This window comes from Sporosarcina sp. E16_3 (genome assembly GCF_017347125.1).
Taxonomy (GTDB): domain Bacteria; phylum Bacillota; class Bacilli; order Bacillales_A; family Planococcaceae; genus Sporosarcina.
Genome location: NZ_JADPRX010000013.1, coordinates 15,910 through 39,359, shown reverse-complemented (window position 1 = coordinate 39,359; position 23,450 = coordinate 15,910). Strand labels below are relative to the sequence as shown.

Below are 23,450 nucleotides of genomic sequence, written 5' to 3'. Positions count from 1 at the left end.
TTCGGAAAAGCCAAAAAATATTTTGGTTAAAATTTGCCTTCCCCTCCGGCATATAACGAGGCGGCACATACTCTGCCGCTTTTGGCCGGAGTATGTGTAGGAGACTACTAATGCAAACTAATCTATTTCAACTTGACCATAAATCCTACATTGATGTTGTGAAAGAAAGAATGAGTCTGTATGGAAAGGACCAATCCTCAATTCAGGACTTACTCGCAATTGTGATTGGACGTTCTGCAGATGTAAATGTATGTGGTCAATTGTCACTGTTGAGTGTAAGAGATTTGCTCGCAATGACTGCAAAAGATTTTTCTTCACTTGAGGGAATATCTAAGGCCATGGGCGAACGACTTGAAGCCACGATAGCACTTTCGAAGAAAATTGGCGAAATGGACCTTCCAGAAACTTCTACAATAAGAAGCCCCGAAGATGCATATCACTATTTTCGGCATTTGCGACATGAAGAGCAGGAACAATTTGTTGTTATTTGTCTGAATGTGAAAAACGAGGTAACAGGTAGAAAAGTAATCTTTAAAGGTTCGCTCAACTCCACCATAGTTCACCCGCGCGAGGTATTTAAATTTGCTTTGGAGAAGACTGCTGCATCTATTATTGTAGCTCATCAGCACCCCAGTGGAAATTCCTCTCCATCTGCAGAGGATATTGAGGTCACTAAGCGGTTGGTGGACTGTGGCTTAACGTTAGGCATAGAATGTCTGGACCATATCATTGTGGCAAATGATAGTTATATATCTTTGAAAGACAAAGGTTATATGTGAATTTGTTTTTAAAGACATATTTATCTTGTGAAAAACAGAAGACCTGTATGAAAAGGGGTAGAGCATGAAAAATTCAATCCAAAATGTTGAAATCGTATTTAGTACAAGTTTACGAATACCTACATCAGAACGTGACGAAAACTTATTTTATTACGAAATTCGTCATGACGATGAATGCCAAGACAGTCCATGCGAAATAGCTAACTTTGTATTCGTTAATCACTTGGCTACGATTGCAACTAGTAAACCATTACACATCGATGAATTTGGATTTGTTCTTTCAGACGATGAAAAATGGGATGTAGAAAATGTATTATACGGATTACGTGCACACTAAACTTGTGTGATTTTGTAATCTGATTCGAATAATAGAAAAGAGTGGTTGCATATTCAATGCAGCTACTCTTTTTTTATAAAAGGGGAGCCATACTATGTTAAAGACTAGGAAAGCCAAAAACTCTACAAGAGGAATATACATTCAGGATAAAGAACTGTTACAAACTAATTTCCAACCTTCTATACCTTTTGTTTACGAAATCGATACAAAAGGACGGTCAATCACTATTCGGCCATCAGAACGAACGGAAGAGACCAAGAATCGTGTATCCAAACGTCGAATGAGAGATTATGTCAAACCAGTTATCGACATTCGAGATAAATCAGTTTTAAGTGTTTTAGAGGGTGCAAAACATTTAGAAATAATAATAGAGCAAAATCGTATTCGTGTTGTAGGAAAGTTTAACGAACATACGACAATACTTGATACTACATCTGAGGATATACAAAGTGCAGTTGCAGATACTAAATACACAAACTACTTTCAACGTGCATTAAAAGTAGCGGATCCTTTACTTCGACATATCGGTTTATCTGATACAGCAAAGAACGGGCTGAAGCTATCATTTGATGTTATTAGCCTATTTAGCGGTGCAGGTATCATGGATGAGGGTTTTGTCCAAGAAGGCTTTCAAGTAAAATTTGCATTAGAGAATAATAGCGAAGCCGTTATGAGTTATCGATTAAATCATTCTAATGATATTGCATGCGTTGATATTACAGAATTCGACAAAAGTGCATTTAATAAAATTGGTTCTACCGTTATGATTGGCGGCTCGCCTTGTCAAGGTTTTTCAAACTCTAATCGACACACAAACTTTTTGGATAACCCTAACAATCTACTTGTTCGGGAGTATATTGATTCAATTAAAAATAATCCTAATTGCAAAGTCTTTGTACTAGAGAATGTGCCAAGACTACTAACAGCCGGTAACGGGATGTTCAAGCAAGAGATTTTCGATGAATTGAGAGACTTTGATATTACCTCCGGTGTACTCTGTGCAGCTGATTACGGGACTGCACAACTGCGTAAGAGAGCCTTTATCATCGGTTCGAAAATTGGATACATTGAGTTACCAAGTCCCACACATAACGAGGATTCGTATACGACCGTCAAACAAGCATTAAATGGCTTAAATGATAAGGTGCGAAACCAACTGGATTTTACAAAACCTAAACCAGAAACCATTGAAAGAATGAATCACATCGGTCCAGGGTCAAATTGGCGAGAACTACCAACCGAATTAATGTCTAATGGTATGAAAGAAGGTAAAACCCATAGTCATGTATTTAGACGACTTTTATGGGACAAGCCTTCTATTGCGTTACCGAACTTCCGGAAATCAAATATTTTACATCCATCGGAAAATCGCACGATAAGTGTGAGAGAGTGTGCGAGATTATTCGGAATCAGTGATGATTATTTGTTTACTGGCAGTCTTTCTTCGATTCAGCAAATGGTGTGTAATTCTATTCCTATAGAAATGACTCGTGCTATCGCAAAAGCTGTAAAGGGAGCTATTAAGAAGTTTAATAATTCACTTCTTCAACCGCAAGCGATTTATTATTAAAAAAGTTAAAGACACTCCCAATCAAATAGGTGTGTTATTAAAAACTTTACTTTACAAGAGTGATAATATCTAAAAAGGATGTGCTTTTAATGGATAAAACGACATTTATCTTCTTATTGCCAGATAACATACAAAGAGCTATTGAAAATGAATTAAAAGAGAAGCTTTCTGAAGAGGATTTTCAATTAGCTATATCTAGTCGCTTATGCGATTTAGAAGATACAATCAATATTTACAAGTATATAAATAATTAAGGTCAATCAAAACAGATAATCTTCAGTGACTATGTGTTTGAAGACTCAGTAAGGAATCATGAAGTGATAAGCGACCCGTCCATAAATTATGGATTGGGCGCTTTTTTTATTGAACATCAAAACGTCTTTCGCTTAACGTGTCGAGTACCGCTAAAGACCTTCCAGGAATCTCTTCGCGCGACTCTGTATCGTGATATCGAGTGGGTTAGTTGCAAACAAATCGAAATACCAAAATATAACACTCATCTTTCTTATTCGTGGCTTGCAATACGAACATTCATTCTGTATACTGGAACAAAAGGAGGGAACAAGTGTGCGTAATCAATTAATGAAGTCACTGGAATATAACGAGTTCCTAGATATGATGTACATGGCTGCAGACGGAACAATCAGCCAACGAAGAATCAATGTACTGCAGGTCGGTGAAGTATCGTTTCGTGCATACTGTTTTCTACGTAAATCCAAACGTACTTTTACAATTGATAACTTGCTTGCGCTTGTTCCCGTCAAAACGAAAGAAAGAATGGTGAACTAAGTCATGGCGTTAATCCCAGATGAAGCATTACCGTACTTCGAAAAGATGATTTACTTACCGATGATTATAAATATCTTAGAGAGGGACCGGGAAGTGATTGAAACGAGTTCATTCAAATTGAAAGGACCTTATATCAAGATCGTCGAAAGCACCTTGAAGATTGTTCGAGCCGAATTGAAAGAGACAAATAATTATGCACGAAGCCAAAACATGAAGTTAATTAAAAAGGGCAAAGATGATACATTCACTGAGTACGTGTTTATCCATGGTGGCTATGAGGACATAAGACGCTACATGAATATACGGCTACGGAACAGAACCGAGGAATTGATAAGTATCTATTTTACGAAGTCCGGAAATCAATATAACTAAGGAGCTGATATTTAATGAGCGAACGTCAAAAAAATATCTTAGAATACATTAAAAGCTATACAGAGGAAAACCAATATCCCCCAACGATTCGAGAGATTGCTACAGCAGTCGGTCTCAAATCATCATCAACAGTTCATGGTCATCTGGACAGATTGAAAGAAAAAGGGTATGTCAATTTCGTAGCCTCATCCCCTAGAACATTGACAGTAGTGATTTAAATGCATCCGATATATAAGGGGCAGCCAATTAAACAAATCGCCTGTATCGATATGATGAGTTTTTATGCGAGCTGCATGGCTACACTGCATAATTTAGATATTCGAACTGTGCCAATTGCAGTCGTTGGTAATTTCAATAAACGGGGCAGTGTAGTGCTTGCGGCCAGTCCCGTTATGAAGAATAAATTCAGGATCAAGACTGGTAATCGATTTTTTGAAATTCCTAGCCATCCCGAAATTCGATTGTTTGAACCGAAAATGTCTTACTTTATTGATATGTCAATGTCCATCACTCACATCCTACACAAATACGTTCCAGCAGAGGCTATACATGTCTACTCAGTCGATGAATCGTTTATTGACCTAACTGGAACCGAAAAGTTATGGGGAGATCCAGTTAAAACGGTTAAGGATATCCAAGCGGAAATTTTAGAAACGCTAAATTTACCCTCGACAGCTGGAATGGGTCCAAATATGTTAATGGCAAAATTAGCCCTCGATTTAGAAGCAAAAAAGACTGGTTTTGCAAAATGGACCTTCGAAGATGTCCCGAATAAATTATGGCCAGTTTCTCCATTAAGTGAAATGTGGGGGATTGGCAATCAAACAGAAAAATCCCTGAACAATATAGGGATTTTTTCAGTTAGGGACCTTGCTCATGCTGATTTAAAAAGTTTAGAAAAGAAATTTGGCGTAATGGGAAATCAATATTACCATCACGCGTGGGGGATCGACTTATCCGAAATTGGAGCACCTATGCTTGAGAATCAAGCTATGAGCTACGGAAAAGGGCAGACGCTATTCAGGGATTATGTAACCCGTGAATCAGTCCTCGTAGTCATATTAGAAATGTGTGAGGATGTTACTCGTCGAGCGAGAGAGGCGAGGAAAGAGGGTAGGACTGTCCACCTGGGAATTGGTTATAGTAAGCATGCTCTAGGCGGTGGATTTAGTCGGGCGTTATCAATAGAAGAAGCTACAAATGACACACTAAAAATTTACCGAACGTGCGTGGCTATATTTGATAAGTTTCACGACGGCCGCCCCGTTAGAAAAATTTCTATATCAATTACGAATTTAGAAGATGAAACTTCTATGCAACTAAGCTTTTTTGATGAGCACAAGGTTCGAAATCGTAAATTAGGAATGGTAATGGATAATATCCGCGATAAATATGGAAGCACAGCAATATTACGGGCAGTTTCGCTCACGGAAGATGGTACGGCGATAGGTCGGTCGAAATTAGTCGGTGGACACAAGTAATGTGACAAAATGGCATCGGGGAAAGCGAACTCCATCCCAAAACTGAAAGGATGATAAAGATGACAGTAATTCCAAAACCAAAGGCATCTAAGGTTACAGTGGTAGGGCCAAAACTAACTGAAACTAATTATCTTGAAAACGGGGAGAGAATTGGTGAATCAAAGGAATTCGGTGTAGAAGTTGAAATCACGATGTTTGCCCAAAAGCGATATGAATCATTTACGGGAGTCGTTATAGAAATCGAAGACCAGCGTGGGATTTTGTCGTTGCAAGTTGGTTACGATAACATAAAAATCAATATGAATAATATTGTGAGCGTGAAATGAGATGCTAGATAACATTCGTGATCGCGGAACAAAAAAATGGAGAGGCTTGATGCTCACGGAGCATGTGCAAGCGGTGAAAGATTGGAAGGAAAGTGATGGTAAAGTAGAACGACCGCAGTTTGATGAGTGGGAATTAGAATCCATTCAGTTGGAGTTAGAATTAGCATACAAGCGACAGTCCGAGGCTAAGGTATCGACATGGCGAAAAGGGAAGCTAATAACGTACACCGGAAAGATATCAGTACTCGATCACCGCCTAAGCTTAATATCGATCGAGGGGCCGTTCGGTGATGATAAAATACCGGTTGTAGATGTTATTAAAGTTCAATCTATGGATTGACGGAGAAATAACACTATTTTTTTAGTGGAACTGAACTATAAATGAAAATAATTGGTGGATTGAAAATAAGCAAAAAGAAATCCTCGCAGCGGAGAAGCTACGAGGATTTCTCAAACTTTTTTAAGGAGAGCGGCGAGCCTTTCGGGTCGCACTCTACATTTCGGACCGGAGAGCCCGAAACCTATGTACTAAATCTATCAAATCCTGCATACCATGTCAAACAATAAAGGACAGGCAACCTCCCATATGATAGCTATCAACAACAAGAAAAGCATCGGAGTACCGATGCTTTTTATTTTGAAAAAGTATTATTACAGAGGTTCTTATATGATGCATATAGCTTATTTTAATGTGAATCTAGGGATAGAACTATGAGGATTGTGAACTGTTACAATACCAGTTTCCTCATCGTAGCTTAGAACTTCTAAAACTTCGTTGTTTACAGCGAACAGAGTACCTACATTTGGATAGAAGGCATTCTCGAAAGGATTGAGTTCTCGAGATATCTCATGTGGTTCAGCGGAGCCTTCAGTCCGTTGAATGATAATCTTTTCAGAGTATGAATTCGTCATAGATTCTTGTTCCATCGTCTTCATCCTCCCCTAATGTTTCGTAGATGTCTCCCATTAAATACAAAATTCAGTGCACATTCTTCCTTCATATTTGGATTGAAAAACTTATGCTCGTTCCTTATTCGATTGAGCGTTGAATAAGAAGAAACCCCAGTTGCCTGTCATTTATTTCATCTTTCTCCGAAGAGGTACTACATTTGATTTTGTACTCCCTGGTTCACTCCACTCCGTCGCTTTATTTATAAATTGTTCTTCCATTTCATTTGTCCAGGGCGGCAAATGTTGTGAAGGCAGCGGATAAGGTGGAAAGCTTGCATGATGAAATTCTATAGTAGTCTCTGGAACCGGTATTCGCTTTAACATTGCATGATACCGCATGCGAGATTCCTTTTCCATTTCATATGCACGAAGAATCGTAATACCCAAAGACTTGTCTGGGAAAGCTTCACGCCATGTCTGAGGTTCTTGATAAGCTGACTCACTCTTTATTAACCGTTCCAATTGTTTTGGATGGTGATCCATAATTGCCTGGATCATAAATGAGCATTTTATCAAGCCATATATTACAAACGGAATTGTAAAGAGTGGCCAACCTTTTATTAGCATAGATGGATCTGCAAAGACCCAATAAGTAAGCCAGCTAAAGGGGGCACTAAAATAAATGAATAATACCCCGCACGTTTTCCAACCAACCACCTTTAAATAGGGTTCTCGACGCTCAGGTTGAGGGCGGCGATAATCCGACATAATGTACACTCGATCACGGAAGGCGTTAACCACGGTTCGATAAAACGTATTATTCACGTAGTCACTGTCATATGGACGATAGGCGCGTGGTGGATTAATTAAATACATCAGCATGACGGGTGAGATAAACGGTGTATTACGATACCGTCGTAACTCAGAGAAAAACTGTGACTCTCGTAATTTCTCCATTTCCTCATACTTAAAATCTCCTAATTTCCGGATAGCGAAGTATGTCATAACGATAACTACTCCATAAGGCCACCATTTCATCAGAAAGTCATGGTAACTAATCAACAATTGAGATTTCATAAATAGATCAATGACCCATAAAATCGGGTAAAGTATAATGATAAATACGGCTTTTTTCCACATTGGAAATTCCTCCTTTTTGGTTAAATGTAAAAACAAAAAAAGCATTCCGTAGGAAATAATGGCTTTCGCTCATTCATCCAATAGAATGCTTGTTATAAAAAAATCAATCTCTTCTCCCGCGTGGGTGAAGTAAAAAATGGTAATGTGGGATATATTGATGAAATCATATCATATTCAATAATAATCGACAACCTTATGATGGGTTTTAAAGGATTAACTAAACTTTTCCTACGCAATAAGACGCTAATAGGGTATCTGTAAACATTTCAGGTTCAATCAATATTTTATAGTGCTCAAATTGATAAATAACAAAAGCAATTACTTCCTCTTTCAGCTTCTCCTGAATAGTCTCTTCATCTAGGCCTAATTCGCGCTGTATATCTCTGGTGCTAATAAGCATTACTTCAAAATCAATAACCTTTCTTCCATACTTTTTATCCCTATGGTCAACGCCTGTCCTATTTAATAGCTCAACTTGCTTACTACCCCCTGAATTGTGTTCACTATCTTCATTCCCTCCATAGTCTTCAGTCAATGCACGAATGAAATAGCCAACAGGTTTATCAATTCGCTTCTTTTTTAGTTGAACTTTTGTATATGCGAGGTTACGAAGAATTTGCTCGTCATCCCATTTGTCTCTAATCTTTTTGATTTGGACTAGACTCATCCCTATCTCAAGTAAACTATCGTTGATTGCATCCTTCTTAATGCCGATCACAGTAGTCCCGACGTTTTTTGTTTTTATGAAGAATTCTATTTTGGTTATTTTTCTACCTGATTTAATCTCCTTAAATTCAAACCGCAAATCAGTGTGCTTTTCAATTTGTTCCTGTGAATGAAGCAAAATCTTACTTTTAAAATGTCCATATTGCTTATATTTTCCGGGTTCAATTGCAAGCAGCTCTTTTAGCTCTTCTACACCAAACCTTCTAGTCCGTATACTTTCGTATTGTTTTAATAGTTCGTACATTCGTATGGAATAAGATGAGTTTAACCTTAGCACGTTTTCCAACCGGTATTGTGTGAACTTATCTTTTAGTTCTAAGAAGTAGGGCTTCAACTTCGGATGAAGCTCAACTTGGAAAAATCCCTGCTTTGGGAAGTAATCTGAAGTAATAACCCATGTGAAGTTTGTTTCCCGGTCTTCTGTTTTGATGGTTAGTGTTTTCGTTTGCAGGTCATTTACGATACTTTTTATTTGTGTATAATAGCTTCCTGCTGAACTTGAAAGGCCCAGTATTTCAATAATGTCCTTAGTGTTAAACTGATACAATTTAAAATTTTCATCTTTAGGTTGTATTCGGGAAGCGATAATTAAAAGAATCCGCTGTTGCTGCAAGGACAGCTTATATGTACTTTGGATCAACTGGTTATGTTTAGTTACCCAGTGTTCGTCGTTCAACTTATTGACTTCCACCAAGTCGAACTCTGGTAGTTCAATACGTTCTAAGACGCCTTGTTGAGTAGGAATATCTAGCAAACTTGGTTCTATAATTGACACGGTAATCACTCACTCCCTTTACTATCACTATCGTACCCACCTAGTGATAGTAAAGCAAATAATACATGACTCCTATTTAGTGATAGTTCATCAACAAAACACCAAAAATTAGTGAATTCAAATCAAATTTCACGCCTAATTAGTGATAGTTAGCCGTAAAACATAGGTTATATCGAAATAAACATCATTAAAAATTAAACTTCCAGATATAATGCCGATAATCAAAAGTTACGCCTAATTAGTGATAGTTAGCCGTATAACATGGGTTATATTGAAATAAAACATCATTAGAAATTAAGTTTCCAGATATAATGCCGATAATCAAAAGTTACGCCTAATTAGTGATAGTTAGCCTTATATGAAGAATGAAACCTATATTAATATTATTTTATGGTTACTATTACCGAACCATTTTTACGATTTCATACCGATAAATTAAAGTTACGCCCAATTAGTGATAGTTAGATATAAAGTTCCAATACTATCACTCGACAAAGGTGATAGTATATGTGTGAAATGTACTTTAAACACTGTATTTCTGTAGTCACGCCTAATTAGTGATAGTACACGCCTAAAAGGTGATAGTTCAACAATAAATAAGTGATAGTTCACGCCTAAAAGGTGATGGTTCACGCCTAATTAGTGATAGTTCACGCCCAAAAGGTGATGGTTCACGCCCAAAAGGTGATAGTTCAGTGCCTTAAACCCTTATGGCTCTAAGGCTGAACGACTCTCTAAAACACTTAAATAAATTTAAAACATATAAATCAATTAAATCATTAGTACAAACAGAGAATACCAGGTTGTCAGTTTAAAATAATTCAATTCGTTCTATACCATAGTTCAAACACTATGCTATAATCATGTTATTATATTTGTTATTTCTATTACTTCACCCATGCGGGAGAAGAGTTGCACAGTATTTCATTATTTTAATGATTCAGCTCAAATGTGAGTTTCTAGACATGCGATTTTGTGTGTTCAACGAAACCTTATGTTTGGGCTTTTTTTATGCCAAAAGGGGGTGATTGAATGAGTATGTATACAAAAAGTGGATTTTCACGTAGTTTTGGCTGTTGTTCCCATTGGAAGGTTTGCGACTTTGGGAAAAAAAACTGTGTTTATCAAGAAAAGGATCCTGAAACGATGAACGGTTGTAATGCTTGGAGTCGTAACAACTTTCCAGGTAGACTTCCTCCAGAATCAATCGTATTACTCAACGAGTCTGATTTGCCCCTTGTTTCACTAGAAAGGGAAGAGTCAATTAAACAAAGCGTTGCAAAAGAGCAACTCACACTTTTTTAAGGAGATGATTGAAATTGGAACAACTATCGTTATTTGGAGTGACATCAGATCTTAAAGTTAAGAAAACACAAGAAACTTGGTTAGTGATTGATGGTAATAACTTATTGAACCGTTGTTACTACGCAACAGCTCATTCCCCTAAAGGAATGAGGCAAGCACCTGATGGACGATACACAAATGGTATATTTGGATTCCTCCGGATGATGTTAACCAACGAAAAAATTTATCAAGCAAGGGCTGTAGTCATGTTTGATGATGGGAAAAGTTATAGAAAAAAGGTATATCCAGCCTATAAAGACGGAAGGTCGGAATCACCTGAGGAGCTAAAGGAACAGTTTCCGCTATTAGAGGAAATTTTGAAACATGCGAACGTTCCCGTATTTAAGAGTTCTGAATTCGAAGCTGACGACTTGATTGCATCTTTTGCTGAACAAGTAGAGGGGAAGGTATATATTCTCTCTAACGACCGTGATACATATCAATTACTCACGGAACGCGTTTCAGTTATTGTTAGGAAAGCAAAAGTAGACGTTGTAATGACGCCTGATAATTTTGGTGATGAATATCCAGGACTTAAACCACGGCAAATCGTCGATGTCAAGGCAATTGCCGGAGATTCATCAGATAATATTCCGGGAATACCAGGGATAGGAGATAAGGGAGCACTTTCTTTACTTCAGACTTTTGGAACGGTTGATGAATTAATAGTAGCCAAGGATTTTCCAAAAACATTGAAGCGGTATAAGGTGAAAGTGGAGGAAGGAAGAGATAAGGCGGTATTCTTCAAAACTCTTACAACTCTTCATCGAGACATTCCCATTTCAATTCCGGTTCAATATATGAATCCATTGAAACTGCGGGAATCATGCCAGGTATTAGGTATGAATGATATACTTTCCTTATTGTGATTATAAAGAATCATGTTACACTGGAAGAAAAGGGAGCGATTATCTTGAAAATCGTTGATTATTGGTTTTTTGTTCGCGATGAAGATCAATTTAAATGGGCGATAATTCACGCACCTGAACTCCCGCTCGATGATGCAAAAGCATTCATTGAAGCTGTATTAGGGAAACCGGTGTTGAATATTGGTTACGGAACAAAAGTCCCCCATGAATTTCGGTTATTGCCGAAGTTACCAATCGAATTAGAAAACTGTTAAGCAGGAGTTCATTTACATTGAACTTCTGCTTTTTTATTTAAGGAGGACACGGACATGGATAAGTTGTGGTCATCGTTTGAAGAGCGTTCAACTGAACATGATGTTGATGTTGAAATAGTTAACGAACTTTTTTTCTCAACCACCAAATACAACATAGGGGATATTCGAGAGTTGTTTAATTCTTGGAGCATTGCAGACTTACAATCAACCGCTGAATCAATTTATTACTCAACTTCTGAGGAAGATGAAGTGGAGGAAAGTAACTGTTTTGGCGAAGCATCTTATTATTCACATCATCCATTTCGAGAGTGTTTAATCTTGCAATCCATTAGTGATGAAATGTGGAAACAATGCAGTCGAAAGAAGAAATTTTTCTAAAAAACTTTTTTAAGGAGATTTGACTATGAATATAGGTACATTTGAGTTGTGGCAAACGGATAAAGCATTGATGGAGTATATGCTTGATCGTTGCATTGTAGCAAAAATGATTGAAAGCACTAGTAATCCTGTACCAGACAACTATTCCTTTTATTACGAGGGTGGAATGGATGGGATAGGTGACTATTCGTATTTAGAAACGGTTCAAGACTTTTTAAGTCTTTCTAAGATCGGAAAGCTTAAATTTAGAAACTTGGACATGGGCGATTACGCGGGGGCTGTCAGTATACAATTGTTTGCACTTGAGGAATTGACCAATTGTCAACTTACTCTTTCGCAGCGTAATATCATTGCCGATTGGATGCGAGAATTTGCTAATGGTATTGAATTGATGGATTTAAGTAATTTAGAAGGCAAATGCAATGCAGTTGGAACGAGTCTAATACTTCGATTGTATTATGTTGTCGGCTTTGCGAGTGAGTTCTGTCAAAAATTACTATCAATTCATGAAGATGCACAAAAAATGATCCGTAGTATACGGAGAAACCCAAAAGGAGAGATTACTAATGCAAATACTAGCCAAGTTTGAAAATGGTGAAAGAGTGACTGTTGAAAGGTATGAACAGGACAAGAAGGTAGGCACACGCCGCCTCTATATAAATGATTATATTGTCAGCTTGATGAATGAATTACCAATTGCTGATATTATCCAACATATAATAGTTGAGCGTAATCATGATTACAAAGAATATATTAAGTCCCTAGAGGATACTAAAGAACTCTCGGATTTCATGGTACAGACAATGCAGCATGCTGATAGGTTTTATTTGGGGAAAAATAAGCAATATCAATTATTTCTTAAGTACGCACTTGAAAAAGTGGACTTGTTACAGTTGCATGGAGAAGTGGTCGAAGACTTATTTGTGTCTCTAATTGACCAAGTGAAAGGACTACCCAATGAACCTATTTATGTTCAATTGCTGGATGAATTATTGAAACGTGTGATTGCTGTTGATACAAAAAAGGAAGTAATTGCACGAGTTTTTCCGATTCTTATTAAAATGGCAAGCGACGTGAACAGTGAACAACTTCGGGAGTGGTTTGAATTAGCAATCCCTCATATCGATCCACTTTGGCTGATTGAGGCGCTCGGAAGATTAAAAGATGTGGAAGAGATGAAAGTCGCAGAATTAGAAATTCCTAAGAACTGTGTTCTCGCTCAAGTTACCACCAAGCGACACATTTATGTATTGGAAATACATAAATCTCGTTTTCGTGTAAAGTTTCATAATTTAGCTTACGAAGACGTTGGACATCCCCGTCTTGCCTGTATCTTACATGTTCAGAACAAACAAGTAACGAAAATGAAGCTTGTTGCTGTACCTGACGATGGTGATATAGCTTTAGAGACGCCTATCTACCATTATCCGTATTCGAATGTTTTCGATAATGGGGTAGTTTGTTGGAATGGATATAAAGATGAAATAATAAACAGCGGAAAAGACCTAGCAACAATGCCGCTTATCTTTTTAAGTGGAACAAATAATACGCATTTACAAAGTAATGTTCGAGAACTGTTTGAACATTACCAAGGACAGGACTTCCCAGCTGAACAGCTTCGTCCATTTGGAATGACGATTAAACAGATAATGTAATTCTGACTCAATAACATGAAAGGTGCATATATGACTTGAATTATTAGCTAATTCAAGTCATATATGATATGGTGTGAATATAATGAAAGTAAATGAAAATAAAATTGTCTCTATATACGATGAAAATGATAGAGATACTGTAGGGGAATTTTTAGACGAAATTCTCGAACACTCATTAATTTCTTCAGAGGCGGAAATGCATCTACTGTATATCCAAAAGGCATTTGAAATTTTAAGATTTCATCCTTTAGAAAGTATTCTTCATAAGAAAATAGATGTCCTTATTACTTTTCAAGGATATCCTCGTTTAAAATCTTATGTAGTAGTAAAGGTATTGACGGTATATCCGATTTATGAACTTCGGTATGCAATGAATGGAAATATCCATTTACGATTTCTATTTTTTCCGATGAAGCATAATGGGCAATCGTATTACGTGTTTGCAAAACAGTTTATAAAAACACGCAGACCTAATATGGACCAAACAAATCAAATGAGAGACTTGGCTTATCAAATGTATGAGGATGTACTTCGCAATCCGGGACAATACCTAGAGGGGACTGATTAACATTAAAAAAGCGAGAAATCTATTAGACACAACAGAAATATTAAAAGCGCATCCTCATTTCCGTGAAGCGTTATATGGCTTATCGGCTGTCTATGGACACATTGTATTATCAGAACGCATGAAAAAGGGGTATACCCAACCCGAACTAGCGGACCTAGCTAAAGTCGGAGTAAAAACTATTTCACGGGCTGAAGGTGGAGTGGATAACTTAGGTCTAGAAACATATGAAAAGTTATTTAAAGCATTAGATTTAAGTTTAAATGACATAGCGGAGTTGACGAAGACGTTTTCTACTGATGAACTTGCTGTCACAATCTAATAACCAATGATGAACATGCCGCCATTTGCTCTATAGTGCTGGTATGTTCATTGTTCTACACTGTACCATTTGCTCTTTGCAGAAAGAGGTGTTTATGGTATACTGTGGTTATATTTATTGCACTTATTTCTTATCTCACCCACGCGGGAGAGAAGTTAATTAAAAGCACTTTATCTTTGTGTTCATCTGTCTTTTTTCTGGCGGAATGACATTTTAGATAAAGTGCTTTTTTGTGCTTTAAATAAAATAAAACTTTTTTAAGGAGAGTGTCAAACATGCAAGAACTAACATTATTTGATCTTGGAATGGAAACAACGGAGGATAAGAAAGAAGTCGCGAAAAAGGAGAAAAAAGAAACAAAGAGTAAAACCTCCACAAGCGGAAAAACTTCTTCTCCCAAAAAAACACCAGCTGAACCGAAACCTGAAATTAAGGTGACAAGTGAATGGACAATCCATTTCGCAACGGAGCAATTCCTTGTTACGGATTTTGTAGAAGATTTTCCGGAAGAGGGAGTTACGCTAGAAGAATTGCGAGTAGAACTTGAAAAATCGTTCGCGCAATTTTCAGCCGCACGTACAAAATGGGATGTAGACGAAGAAAGTAAGCGTTTATTCCCCGATGCATTTGCGGGAAGTAAAGGAGGGCACTCGCTTTTGCGAGGCCCTTTTTTAACATCTATCGAAGAGGCTGAATCTCACCCAGGGAATATTTCATATGTTCCAGGGCAGGATGGGCATCTTTATGAAGTCAGAAAATCACCGTTCGGGCGCATGATTGCTAAAACATCATATGTTCCGCAATTGGAACAAGTTGAATCCGGATTTACTTTCGATTTACCTAAGATTCCAAGGACAATTCTCGCGAATATTCTATCGTTTTTTAAAGCGTATACACGTAAAGGGAATTATGAAGTAATGATTCGAGTGTATTGGGACCAGCAAGAGGAATTGTATGTAGTTGAATGTCCTATGCAGACAGTAACAGGCACTCACATTGATTGTCGTTATGGTGATGAGTTCATGGGACGTAATTCATTACGTTATATGGTCGTTCTAGAAATCCACTCTCATAACGTTATGCGAGCGTTCTTTTCTTCGACCGATGACCATGACGAGCAGCGTTACGGTTTGTATGCAGTCGTCGGCCGTTTGAATCGACCTATACCAGAGATACTCCTACGCGCGAAGTCGAATGAACATTCGGTAATCGTGCCCGCTTCTGATGTTTTTGAACTTGATATTAATGGAGTTCAAGAAGGTTATCCATTGGATTGGGACGAGAAAGTCACGCTTAAGGGGTGGTCACTATGATAATTGCAGATAAGCACACTCAGTACAACATTGTTTGTATTGGTGCAGGGGCAAATGGAAGTCACTTTGTCCGAAACTTGTTGCAAGATATCTCAACCTACGGTGCTGGAAGAAGTACTTCTTTCTATCGTAAGGCAAGATTATTCGGAACTTTGACGATTGTTGATGGAGATAAGGTTGAACAGAAGAATTTATCGAATCAACTATTTGATGTTGAGGACATAAATGCTTTCAAGGTAGATGCCCTTGCTGAACGATACGGGACCCATTATGAAGTCGACGTTATGGCGGTGGCGGAGTATGTTACATCTATCGAAGAACTTCATGAACTTTTTTCGTTGAATGAAGAAAATAACAAAAATAAGATGATACCGATTCTAATTGGTCTAGTTGATAATAACAGGACACGAATGTTAATGCATGAGTATTTTCATTCGTATTTACTGGATGAACTTCTCTACATTGATGTAGGTGTTGAAGGTGTATTGTTAAAGGAAGAATTGCCCAATGAACCGTTAGTTGATGAGAAGATTATGGGTTCAGGATTTTCTGGCCAAGTGGTATGCGGATACAAAAAGTACGGCGAGGTTTTTTTGCCGCCTGTTGCTGATGTATACCCAACCATATTAGCTGATGAAGAAAGTGTCTTTCCCAATCAATCATGTGGCGACCTGATACTTCAAAATCCACAACGTTCCGCTACAAATAAAATGGCGGCACAGTTAACAAATACCTTTATGAACAACCTGTTTCATTCAGGTGAAATCGTTCAAGAAGAAATCATTTTTAATGCCAGATTTGGATCAGCACAAACTCGCTTTGTATCCAAACGGACTAAACAATTATTTAAAAACTTTTTTGAGGAGATGAATGACAATGACGCAACATCTAGCATTGTATCGTAAATACCGCCCAACAGGATTTGATTCGTTGATTGGTCAGGAAACTATCAAAACAACTCTATTAAACGCATTACGTTTAGGGAAAGTTTCTCACGCATATTTATTTACAGGTCCTCGCGGAACAGGTAAAACTTCTTCTGCAAAAATATTAGCCAAAGCATTAAATTGCTTAGAACCTAATGGTTTTGACCCTTGTGGGGTATGCGATTCGTGTAAAGATTCTAACCCGGACATACTAGAGATGGACGCTGCTAGTAACAATGGTGTCGATGAAATCAGGGATTTGCGAGAGAAAGTAGTATATACACCCGTATTCGGTAAGTACAAAGTGTACATTATCGACGAAGTGCATATGCTCACTAATCAAGCTTTCAATGCATTACTTAAGACACTTGAAGAGCCACCTGCACATGCAATATTTATCCTTGCTACTACCGAGCCGCATAAGATCCCGTTGACAATTCTATCACGTTGTCAACGCTATGATTTTAGACGAATCGCACAGGATGACATAGTTTCTCGTATGGAGACAATCATCCAAGCAGAGAAGGCAGACGTAGAGATGGCGGCATTACAACTAATAGCACAAATTGCTGCAGGAGGAATGCGTGATGCGCTAAGTCTACTGGACCAAGCCATTTCACATACACCTGGAAAAGTGTCGTTGAAGAATGTAATTGAACTAACGGGAGCCGTTGATACTCGGAAAATAGGAAAATTAATTGAATTCATTGGTGCGAAGGATGTAGAAGGATCACTTGAACATTTCAATTCCTGTTTCCAAAGTGGACAAGAACCGAGGTTTTTCATTGAGGAAATGATGAATTATTATCGTGATATTCTTCTTTATGAAAAGCTGGGGGAAAAAGCAACACTCAAAAAAGGTGTAACTGACCCTGGATTCCATCAAGTACGTCAATCGGTTAATTCGGTTCTCATTTTCCGTCATTTAGACATTTTGCAAGAGACGATGGGGAAAATGAAATTTCATCATGACGTACATTTGCTTGTTGAAATGGCGATTGTAGAAATGGTGAATGATCAGAATGAGGACTTACGTGCAGAAGTCATGCAGCTTAAACAGGAAGTAGAGTTGTTGAAATCTGGAGTAAGGCTTGAACAAGTGGCTGCTTCGGTTGAATCATTACCGGTTATTGAAGTAGTGGAGGAAGCGATTTCGGTTTCTCAAGATACTCAACAAGAGGTACCGGTTACAACACCGAATGAAATTACGATTACTCCGGAACCAACTCCGCCTTTAGAGCAAGATGAAGCTCCTAGGTATGCACCCGTTGAGGATCCCTATGAGCCGCCTGTAATACAGACAAGTGAGTTTTCTGAAACAGCTTCCCCAAAGATGAAAACTGAGAATGCGGAAAAGGTGGAAACAAAAAAAGAATTCCTACAGGATCTTACAATGGAAGACTTGTTTGGTGATATGAATAGTGTCCCTACATTTAATGCGCCGGACGACAATCACTCAATCGAGTTACCAGCAGCGGTAGTTTTGAATAATATTCGGAATGAAGCTTCTGTAATGGAATCTGATGGAGTTCCTGAGTTTTCACACATAATCGAAAAAGCAATAGAAAATAAAGAGAATTGGGTTCATGTTATCGACGAAAGTCAGATACCTCCCGCTCCTGAAGAAGAACCATCGATGGAGGAACGTGCACCGGTAGTAACACGTACCGATAAACCACTTTCTGCAGATGAGGAAAAGATTTTATCTATGCTTGATTCTTGTACAAAAGAATTAAGGGCTACTTATTCTGAAAAATTTACTGAAATCGATGATTTGTTAAAACAAACCAAAATATCAACGCAAGTCCTATTCCGCGAATTTTCACTGAAAGCGGTTAGCGAGACACATGTCATCATGAGTCATTGTGAAAACGCGAAAGTGAATTTAATGAAAAGAGTGGCAAATCGCTCAATCGTTGAATCGATCTTTGACGAAGTTTATCAGTCATCGCAATTGATCCTCCTAACGGAAGATAGTTGGGGTCGTATTGTGGCCGCGTTACGAGAAAAAATAAACTAACGAGAGGAGGTTTCCTCTTGTTAGTTTCATAAGGAGAGATGAAACGTGAAAAAACGTTTTACAACACTATTAAATAATAATCGACTTGTACATGCGTACTTATTTGAAGGTGATGGGAACGAGCTTGCTATGTGGCTGACAAAACAAGTGTTTTGTAAAATCATTAGCGATGAACCTTGTGGAGAATGCTCTTCTTGTCGCCGGATCAATGTACACAATCATCCGGATGTTCATGTAATAGAACCTGATGGACAAGCAATAAAAATTGACCAGATACGGTTATTGCAAAAAGAGGCCGCATATAAAGGTGTAGAAGGAAGTAAACAAGTCTTTATAATTAAACAGGCTGACCGAATGAATCCACAAGCATCAAATGCGCTATTGAAATTTTTAGAAGAACCATTCCAAGATACACTTTCTATTTTGATTGCAGATAAAAGGGATTCAATCTTACCAACCATTCTATCGCGCGTTCAAACTATTCGAATAGATGTTTCGAATTCATTGGAAAGAGAAGCGCGATCTAAAGGATATACATCTCACAAATCATTACCGATTTTGAGTACGGTTATGACATCAATTGAAGAATTTGAAAAACATCAAGAAGTTGTAGATGAATGGACAGCATTAATTAGGGCTACATTTGAATTGTCACAGACCCAAGCTACATTGTCTGTACAAACAGCATGGCTTGAAAGGTTCTCTGACAAGTCCACGCAGTTAATTAGTATCCGTTTGGTTCAATCCTATGTGAAGTCACTATGGCTGGCTAAACGAGATCAGAAGAATCCGTGGGGGCTTGCAAGTAGACCCAACTATACGTGGAATGAACTTTTGTTAATGCAACAATTGGTGGATGAATTGGGACGAGGCTTTTATTCCAATCAACACTACTTGTTAGGGCTTGAGAAGTTTTTCTTATCAAAACCCGTGGCGTGAAGATGCAAGCAATGAAAACAGGTATTCCTTCAGTATGTGGGATACCTGTTTCTTTTTATTTATCAGTTTCTTTTAGTAGCTTACTATTCAATTTTACAGAAATGTGATACTATGAATGTACATTTATTGCACTCATTTTATATCTCACCCATGCGGGAGAGAAGTTAAATTTAAAGCACTTTATCTATGTGTTCATCTGTCTTTTTTTCTGGCGGAATGACATTTTAGATAAAGTGCTTTTTTGCGTGCTTTATTTAAATAAAACTTTTTTAAGGAGGAACATTCTATGTTCAAAATTAACGGTGGAGAGCTTCAACAAGTAGTAAGTAGTTTAACAAAAGGGGCTAAGCGCGCACGGTTAGGTGAAAATCGGGTTTATATTTCTTCGGTTGATTCTAATAACGAAGTCGATTTCTACTTTGTAGGAGAAGAACTTCAAGTCCAGAAAAGAATTTCGTGCGAAGTTTCCGCCCCTTTTGCTTTTGCGACAACGGTTCATGAGCTTGAAGTTAAAGTAGGTGCGCTGCCACAAGATGAGTGCATTATGATTGAAAAAGACGGTGAACAACTTAATTTAAAGTGGGGACGTTCATCGAAAATAAGGATGGAGACAGTCCCTGAGATGAGCCCTTCCATTGAGATTCCAGATGCAACAGAATCTGTTCTTTGGGCCCCTGGAAAGTTACAAATATTTTCACGTTCCTTACCATCTTTTACGGCGATTGCAAATAGCGTGGGGGCTGAAAAATATCCAGTTCTACGTGGTTTGTACTTTTCAAAGGAAGAGACAGGGGAGGTTCTCGTTCGAGCATCTAATGGTTCTCGAGCGGTAACGATAAATGCGCAGGGTGTGAATTGGTTCGATGGTTTTTTTGCATCAATTCCTACTGAAACGATTTCGGGATTAGCGGAGATTTTTCCAAATGATTCTGAGGTGAAGGTGTCCATAAACGAAGGTAAGACGTTATTAATTTTCGAATCTGGTTTTACAAAAGCGGTATCACGTTTATTGGTTGGAGATTTTCCACCAATTGATAAGACGTATACGAATATTGAGGAAGCTAAAGTTGTTTGGAGAGTAGACCGAATGGAGCTCTTGAATACGACACGACGTATCAAACGCTTAGGCGGCGATAACCCGGTCATGGTGTTTAAAAAAGATGGAACGAAGTCTTTTGTAGAACTACTGGGTATTTCGATTGAACAAATCGGAGCAAATGTGGAAGGTGAGGAGTTTCAATTCGCTGTACACAGCGATTACTTGGAGTTATGCCTGACACTGTACCGAACGGATGAAGTGCTACTTTGCCTTAAAAACAAAGGACTTCCTCTAACGGTTTTATGTGATGGAAACGATGATATTAAAGCACTCATAGCGCAAGTACTTATTGTTTGAGTGGGAAATTAGATAAGGGAGGTGAAAAGGTACTGCGATTTATTCGTAGTACCTTATTCATTATGTTAAAAGCAAATTACTCAAAAGCAGCAGTCTATTTTACTGGAGAAACGTTAGAAGAACAGCTACTTGCTTCCGAGGCATTGCATGCGAATCGGATTGAAAGTTTTGAACATGACTACGTGACTTATGAAAATGGTCGTGAGAATAGAAAAACTAAAACGGTGAGCGAGTTAAATTGGCACTCACTCATTACTAGAGGGGATACCGTTTTTTCGAAACATCCCATTCATAATACCCTTAATCGCTGGGGACTCGATCTAGCGAACGTTGAAACAGTTCAGCCGCTACTTGAAAAGAAACGTAGGAAATACCGGGCGGATGGTCTATCCCTAAAAGAGTTTAAGGAAACCGCGCATTATAAAGCGACATTGCAGCGCGTTATTGAACTTTATGGTGGACCGTTATCGAATGGAGCTTCCCTCTTTCAATATCAACTTGAAGGTGCTGCTCTTATCGCATCAAGAAGGCGTCTATTACTTGGGTTGGACATGGGCCTAGGTAAAACGTTAACGACGCTTGTAGGGCTAACCTCGAATGCATCAAACAAGAAAATCATTATAGTAACGATGAGTCGGAATATTGCCGATTGGGTTCGTGAAATGAAAGTACTTGGACTTCAAAAAGACTATATTGAACTTCGCCATCCGACAGACCTTAAATCAGATAAGCGAATTCATATTGTTTCTTATGAACGTTGGGCAAGTGAAATAATTCTTTTTAAAGAGAAATTACATGCGGAATGTCCGGATTGTGTACATGGGTTTAATTGGGACAGCGCGAAACAACGATGCAACTCCTGCAATAAATCATTCAAGGCTTCAGAGGAACGGTATACAATCAAAGACCTTCCTGGGGAATGCCCAATGTGTGTACAGGAATGGTGTAAAGGAAACTTATTTTGTGATTGCGGCTTTACAGTCGTGAAGTCTCGAAAGAAAGCCCTTTACAGATTCTTTAACCGTTCATATGATGCTTGCGCGGTAGATGAAGCGCATCTCATTAAGAATGGTACGACTAAACGTTCAAGATCTATTCGTGCCATCAAAACAAAAACACGGATTGCACTAACTGGTACACCTGCTGAAAATGGAGCAGATGACTTGTATTGGCCATCAACGTGGATCTATGGAGATTCTCACCATTTTGAAAACCCTTTTGAACTTCAACGTTTTCAAGCGTATGGACGAAAAGGTGAAGATAATTTCAGAGGATACTTTGGTGGAGCGAGTCGTCAAGCGGTGATGGATTCTAAGTCGATTGAGGCCCGTGTTTCGCATCAAGAAAAGTTATGGGATTTGTTAGATAAATTCATGTTTCGTAAAAAGAAGACAGATATAGATGTGGAGAGGGACGTTAGAATACCTGAACCGCAACACCGTCGATTGCATTTAGCTCTTGAAGAGGCAGAACGGAATCTGTATGATAAACGACTTGATGAATTTCGTGAATGGTATGCCTCAGAGTATGCAAGGAAAGATTCTGCAGATGCTCGTGGAGATGTATATCGCATCTCGACTATTGAAGTATGCCAGTGGCTGGATAAACTTCGGAAAGTAGCGTCTTGCCCGTGGGTTCAACCCGACTATGATTATTCAACTTCAGTTGAACCTGTGAAGCTGCAGGTGACGAAGGAGAAGATAAAGGAATACGCACGCACGGGGAAAAAGTTGCTGATATTTACAGCGCATAAGCAGACGGCTGAAGAACTGGGAGTACTTCTTGATACGGTTGCACCAGGAATGCGTGCTGCTTATATTCATGGCGGCGTCCCAATGGCTTACCGTCACGATTTAATGGATCAATTTCAAAATCCGGATCATCCTTTATCTATTCTTGTGATGACGATGAGGACGGGTGCTGAGAGCTACACGCTCACGGAGGCAAAAGCGGTTATCTTATATGATTTGGATTTTAATTCAAAGAAAATCGAGCAATGTTACAGTCGAGCTGTTCGTTTAGGGCAGAAGGACGTTGTTGAAATTCTATGGCTTGTGGCAGTTGATACTATTGATGCCAATCTACATGCATTGGTCTTGTCAAAGAAGTCTGGAGTAGATCTTGCCATTGACCGGCAGGAGCTTGATTTTGTTCAGGTATCCAAAGAATTTGAAGCTGGAGAAAATGTCGAATTGGACCCAGGTATAGACTATCAGCAATTTGCGACTGACATGTTAAAACGTGGCACAAGCAGAGCAGACTATGTATCTTGAGGAGGAACTT

27 protein-coding genes are annotated in these 23,450 nt (G+C 38.4%); 24 read left to right on the top strand and 3 right to left on the bottom strand.

The annotated features are described in order from the left end of the window. Positions 1 to 110 precede the first annotated feature (110 nt). The 10 genes from radC (at position 111) to I2483_RS09680 (ending at position 5,994) form a co-directional block, all read left to right on the top strand. Positions 111 to 779 (top strand): RadC family protein, encoded by a 669-nt coding sequence (radC, locus tag I2483_RS09725; protein ID WP_207151448.1) that lies wholly within the window; start codon positions 111 to 113, stop codon positions 777 to 779. A 64-nt stretch (positions 780 to 843) separates the two neighbouring features. Next, positions 844 to 1,116, top strand: coding sequence for an LPD28 domain-containing protein (locus tag I2483_RS09720; protein WP_207151447.1), 273 nt, complete (start codon positions 844 to 846; stop codon positions 1,114 to 1,116). Positions 1,117 to 1,210: 94 nt separating this feature from the next. Beyond that, complete coding sequence (locus I2483_RS09715) at positions 1,211 to 2,686, top strand: DNA cytosine methyltransferase (RefSeq protein WP_207151446.1); 1,476 nt, start codon at positions 1,211 to 1,213, stop codon at positions 2,684 to 2,686. Positions 2,687 to 2,775: 89 nt separating this feature from the next. Continuing rightward, positions 2,776 to 2,940, top strand: coding sequence for a hypothetical protein (locus I2483_RS09710; protein WP_207151445.1), 165 nt, complete (start codon positions 2,776 to 2,778; stop codon positions 2,938 to 2,940). A 313-nt stretch (positions 2,941 to 3,253) separates the two neighbouring features. Then, positions 3,254 to 3,475 carry a transcriptional regulator gene (locus I2483_RS09705; protein ID WP_207151444.1) on the top strand — a complete coding sequence of 74 codons (222 nt, stop codon included), beginning with the start codon at positions 3,254 to 3,256 and terminating at the stop codon, positions 3,473 to 3,475. A gap of 3 nt (positions 3,476 to 3,478) precedes the next feature. Continuing rightward, positions 3,479 to 3,847 (top strand): YhjD family protein, encoded by a 369-nt coding sequence (locus I2483_RS09700; RefSeq protein WP_207151443.1) that lies wholly within the window; start codon positions 3,479 to 3,481, stop codon positions 3,845 to 3,847. 14 nt (positions 3,848 to 3,861) lie between these two features. Next, complete coding sequence (locus I2483_RS09695) at positions 3,862 to 4,065, top strand: LexA family protein (RefSeq protein ID WP_207151442.1); 204 nt, start codon at positions 3,862 to 3,864, stop codon at positions 4,063 to 4,065. Continuing rightward, positions 4,066 to 5,328, top strand: coding sequence for a Y-family DNA polymerase (locus I2483_RS09690; RefSeq protein ID WP_207151441.1), 1,263 nt, complete (start codon positions 4,066 to 4,068; stop codon positions 5,326 to 5,328). A 59-nt stretch (positions 5,329 to 5,387) separates the two neighbouring features. Further along, the gene (locus tag I2483_RS09685) at positions 5,388 to 5,654 is read left to right on the top strand and encodes a YolD-like family protein (protein ID WP_207151440.1); all 267 of its coding nucleotides are present in this window, start codon (positions 5,388 to 5,390) and stop codon (positions 5,652 to 5,654) included. Between the two features lies 1 nt (position 5,655). Continuing rightward, the gene (locus tag I2483_RS09680) at positions 5,656 to 5,994 is read left to right on the top strand and encodes a YolD-like family protein (protein ID WP_207151439.1); all 339 of its coding nucleotides are present in this window, start codon (positions 5,656 to 5,658) and stop codon (positions 5,992 to 5,994) included. 341 nt (positions 5,995 to 6,335) lie between these two features. Here the strand turns inward: I2483_RS09680 and I2483_RS09675 are convergent, their stop codons facing one another. The 3 genes from I2483_RS09675 to I2483_RS09665 form a co-directional block, all read right to left on the bottom strand. Beyond that, positions 6,336 to 6,581, bottom strand: coding sequence for a hypothetical protein (locus I2483_RS09675; protein WP_207151438.1), 246 nt, complete (start codon positions 6,579 to 6,581; stop codon positions 6,336 to 6,338). A gap of 150 nt (positions 6,582 to 6,731) precedes the next feature. Beyond that, on the bottom strand, positions 6,732 to 7,685 hold the full coding sequence (locus I2483_RS09670; RefSeq protein WP_207151437.1) for a hypothetical protein: 954 nt from the start codon (positions 7,683 to 7,685) through the stop codon (positions 6,732 to 6,734). Between the two features lie 217 nt (positions 7,686 to 7,902). Beyond that, positions 7,903 to 9,186: a replication initiation protein gene (locus I2483_RS09665; RefSeq protein WP_346014192.1), complete on the bottom strand. Its 1,284-nt coding sequence runs from the start codon at positions 9,184 to 9,186 to the stop codon at positions 7,903 to 7,905. Between the two features lie 1,032 nt (positions 9,187 to 10,218). Here I2483_RS09665 and I2483_RS09660 point away from each other — a divergent pair. The 14 genes from I2483_RS09660 to I2483_RS09595 all read left to right on the top strand — a co-directional run bounded on the left by I2483_RS09660 (position 10,219) and on the right by I2483_RS09595 (position 23,440). Next, the gene (locus I2483_RS09660) at positions 10,219 to 10,491 is read left to right on the top strand and encodes a hypothetical protein (RefSeq protein WP_207151436.1); all 273 of its coding nucleotides are present in this window, start codon (positions 10,219 to 10,221) and stop codon (positions 10,489 to 10,491) included. Positions 10,492 to 10,505: 14 nt separating this feature from the next. Continuing rightward, a complete protein-coding gene (locus tag I2483_RS09655; RefSeq protein ID WP_255550385.1) occupies positions 10,506 to 11,399 on the top strand; it encodes a 5'-3' exonuclease in 894 nt (297 codons plus the stop codon). 44 nt (positions 11,400 to 11,443) lie between these two features. Next, positions 11,444 to 11,653, top strand: a complete 210-nt coding sequence (locus tag I2483_RS09650; protein WP_207151435.1) for a hypothetical protein — start codon at positions 11,444 to 11,446, stop codon at positions 11,651 to 11,653. 54 nt (positions 11,654 to 11,707) lie between these two features. Next, positions 11,708 to 12,031 (top strand): hypothetical protein, encoded by a 324-nt coding sequence (locus I2483_RS09645; RefSeq protein ID WP_207151434.1) that lies wholly within the window; start codon positions 11,708 to 11,710, stop codon positions 12,029 to 12,031. Positions 12,032 to 12,056: 25 nt separating this feature from the next. Next, entirely contained in the window at positions 12,057 to 12,620 is a 564-nt protein-coding gene (locus tag I2483_RS09640; protein WP_207151433.1) for a hypothetical protein, read from the top strand. Then, the gene (locus tag I2483_RS09635; RefSeq protein ID WP_207151432.1) at positions 12,598 to 13,686 is read left to right on the top strand and encodes a hypothetical protein; all 1,089 of its coding nucleotides are present in this window, start codon (positions 12,598 to 12,600) and stop codon (positions 13,684 to 13,686) included. Before I2483_RS09640 ends, I2483_RS09635 begins: the two co-directional genes overlap by 23 nt. 82 nt (positions 13,687 to 13,768) lie before the next feature. After that, the gene (locus I2483_RS09630; RefSeq protein WP_207151431.1) at positions 13,769 to 14,254 is read left to right on the top strand and encodes a hypothetical protein; all 486 of its coding nucleotides are present in this window, start codon (positions 13,769 to 13,771) and stop codon (positions 14,252 to 14,254) included. 118 nt (positions 14,255 to 14,372) lie between these two features. Next, positions 14,373 to 14,573 (top strand): helix-turn-helix transcriptional regulator, encoded by a 201-nt coding sequence (locus tag I2483_RS09625; RefSeq protein WP_207151430.1) that lies wholly within the window; start codon positions 14,373 to 14,375, stop codon positions 14,571 to 14,573. A 275-nt stretch (positions 14,574 to 14,848) separates the two neighbouring features. Further along, entirely contained in the window at positions 14,849 to 15,886 is a 1,038-nt protein-coding gene (locus tag I2483_RS09620) for a hypothetical protein (RefSeq protein WP_218624923.1), read from the top strand. Next, positions 15,883 to 16,791: a ThiF family adenylyltransferase gene (locus I2483_RS09615; RefSeq protein ID WP_207151428.1), complete on the top strand. Its 909-nt coding sequence runs from the start codon at positions 15,883 to 15,885 to the stop codon at positions 16,789 to 16,791. Before I2483_RS09620 ends, I2483_RS09615 begins: the two co-directional genes overlap by 4 nt. Then, positions 16,763 to 18,832 (top strand): DNA polymerase III subunit gamma/tau, encoded by a 2,070-nt coding sequence (dnaX, locus tag I2483_RS09610; protein ID WP_207151427.1) that lies wholly within the window; start codon positions 16,763 to 16,765, stop codon positions 18,830 to 18,832. Before I2483_RS09615 ends, dnaX begins: the two co-directional genes overlap by 29 nt. A 45-nt stretch (positions 18,833 to 18,877) precedes the next feature. After that, positions 18,878 to 19,771 (top strand): DNA polymerase III subunit delta', encoded by an 894-nt coding sequence (locus I2483_RS09605; RefSeq protein WP_207175588.1) that lies wholly within the window; start codon positions 18,878 to 18,880, stop codon positions 19,769 to 19,771. 286 nt (positions 19,772 to 20,057) lie between these two features. Then, entirely contained in the window at positions 20,058 to 21,167 is a 1,110-nt protein-coding gene (locus I2483_RS09600; RefSeq protein WP_207151424.1) for a beta clamp domain-containing protein, read from the top strand. Positions 21,168 to 21,229: 62 nt separating this feature from the next. Next, positions 21,230 to 23,440 (top strand): SNF2-related protein, encoded by a 2,211-nt coding sequence (locus I2483_RS09595; protein WP_255550384.1) that lies wholly within the window; start codon positions 21,230 to 21,232, stop codon positions 23,438 to 23,440. The last annotated feature ends 10 nt before the right edge of the window (positions 23,441 to 23,450 follow it).

Bases quoted from the DNA above. Each gene is read 5' to 3' on its own strand.
- radC (WP_207151448.1), top strand. From the start codon at position 111: ATGCAAACTAATCTATTTCAACTTGACCATAAATCCTACATTGATGTT.
- I2483_RS09720 (WP_207151447.1), top strand. From the start codon at position 844: ATGAAAAATTCAATCCAAAATGTTGAAATCGTATTTAGTACAAGTTTA.
- I2483_RS09715 (WP_207151446.1), top strand. From the start codon at position 1,211: ATGTTAAAGACTAGGAAAGCCAAAAACTCTACAAGAGGAATATACATT.
- I2483_RS09710 (WP_207151445.1), top strand. From the start codon at position 2,776: ATGGATAAAACGACATTTATCTTCTTATTGCCAGATAACATACAAAGA.
- I2483_RS09700 (WP_207151443.1), top strand. From the start codon at position 3,479: ATGGCGTTAATCCCAGATGAAGCATTACCGTACTTCGAAAAGATGATT.
- I2483_RS09695 (WP_207151442.1), top strand. From the start codon at position 3,862: ATGAGCGAACGTCAAAAAAATATCTTAGAATACATTAAAAGCTATACA.
- I2483_RS09690 (WP_207151441.1), top strand. From the start codon at position 4,066: ATGCATCCGATATATAAGGGGCAGCCAATTAAACAAATCGCCTGTATC.
- I2483_RS09685 (WP_207151440.1), top strand. From the start codon at position 5,388: ATGACAGTAATTCCAAAACCAAAGGCATCTAAGGTTACAGTGGTAGGG.
- I2483_RS09680 (WP_207151439.1), top strand. From the start codon at position 5,656: ATGCTAGATAACATTCGTGATCGCGGAACAAAAAAATGGAGAGGCTTG.
- I2483_RS09675 (WP_207151438.1), bottom strand. From the start codon at position 6,581: ATGGAACAAGAATCTATGACGAATTCATACTCTGAAAAGATTATCATT.
- I2483_RS09670 (WP_207151437.1), bottom strand. From the start codon at position 7,685: ATGTGGAAAAAAGCCGTATTTATCATTATACTTTACCCGATTTTATGG.
- I2483_RS09660 (WP_207151436.1), top strand. From the start codon at position 10,219: ATGAGTATGTATACAAAAAGTGGATTTTCACGTAGTTTTGGCTGTTGT.
- I2483_RS09645 (WP_207151434.1), top strand. From the start codon at position 11,708: ATGGATAAGTTGTGGTCATCGTTTGAAGAGCGTTCAACTGAACATGAT.
- I2483_RS09640 (WP_207151433.1), top strand. From the start codon at position 12,057: ATGAATATAGGTACATTTGAGTTGTGGCAAACGGATAAAGCATTGATG.
- I2483_RS09635 (WP_207151432.1), top strand. From the start codon at position 12,598: ATGCAAATACTAGCCAAGTTTGAAAATGGTGAAAGAGTGACTGTTGAA.
- I2483_RS09630 (WP_207151431.1), top strand. From the start codon at position 13,769: ATGAAAGTAAATGAAAATAAAATTGTCTCTATATACGATGAAAATGAT.
- I2483_RS09625 (WP_207151430.1), top strand. From the start codon at position 14,373: ATGAAAAAGGGGTATACCCAACCCGAACTAGCGGACCTAGCTAAAGTC.
- I2483_RS09620 (WP_218624923.1), top strand. From the start codon at position 14,849: ATGCAAGAACTAACATTATTTGATCTTGGAATGGAAACAACGGAGGAT.
- I2483_RS09615 (WP_207151428.1), top strand. From the start codon at position 15,883: ATGATAATTGCAGATAAGCACACTCAGTACAACATTGTTTGTATTGGT.
- dnaX (WP_207151427.1), top strand. From the start codon at position 16,763: ATGACGCAACATCTAGCATTGTATCGTAAATACCGCCCAACAGGATTT.
- I2483_RS09600 (WP_207151424.1), top strand. From the start codon at position 20,058: ATGTTCAAAATTAACGGTGGAGAGCTTCAACAAGTAGTAAGTAGTTTA.
- I2483_RS09595 (WP_255550384.1), top strand. From the start codon at position 21,230: ATGTTAAAAGCAAATTACTCAAAAGCAGCAGTCTATTTTACTGGAGAA.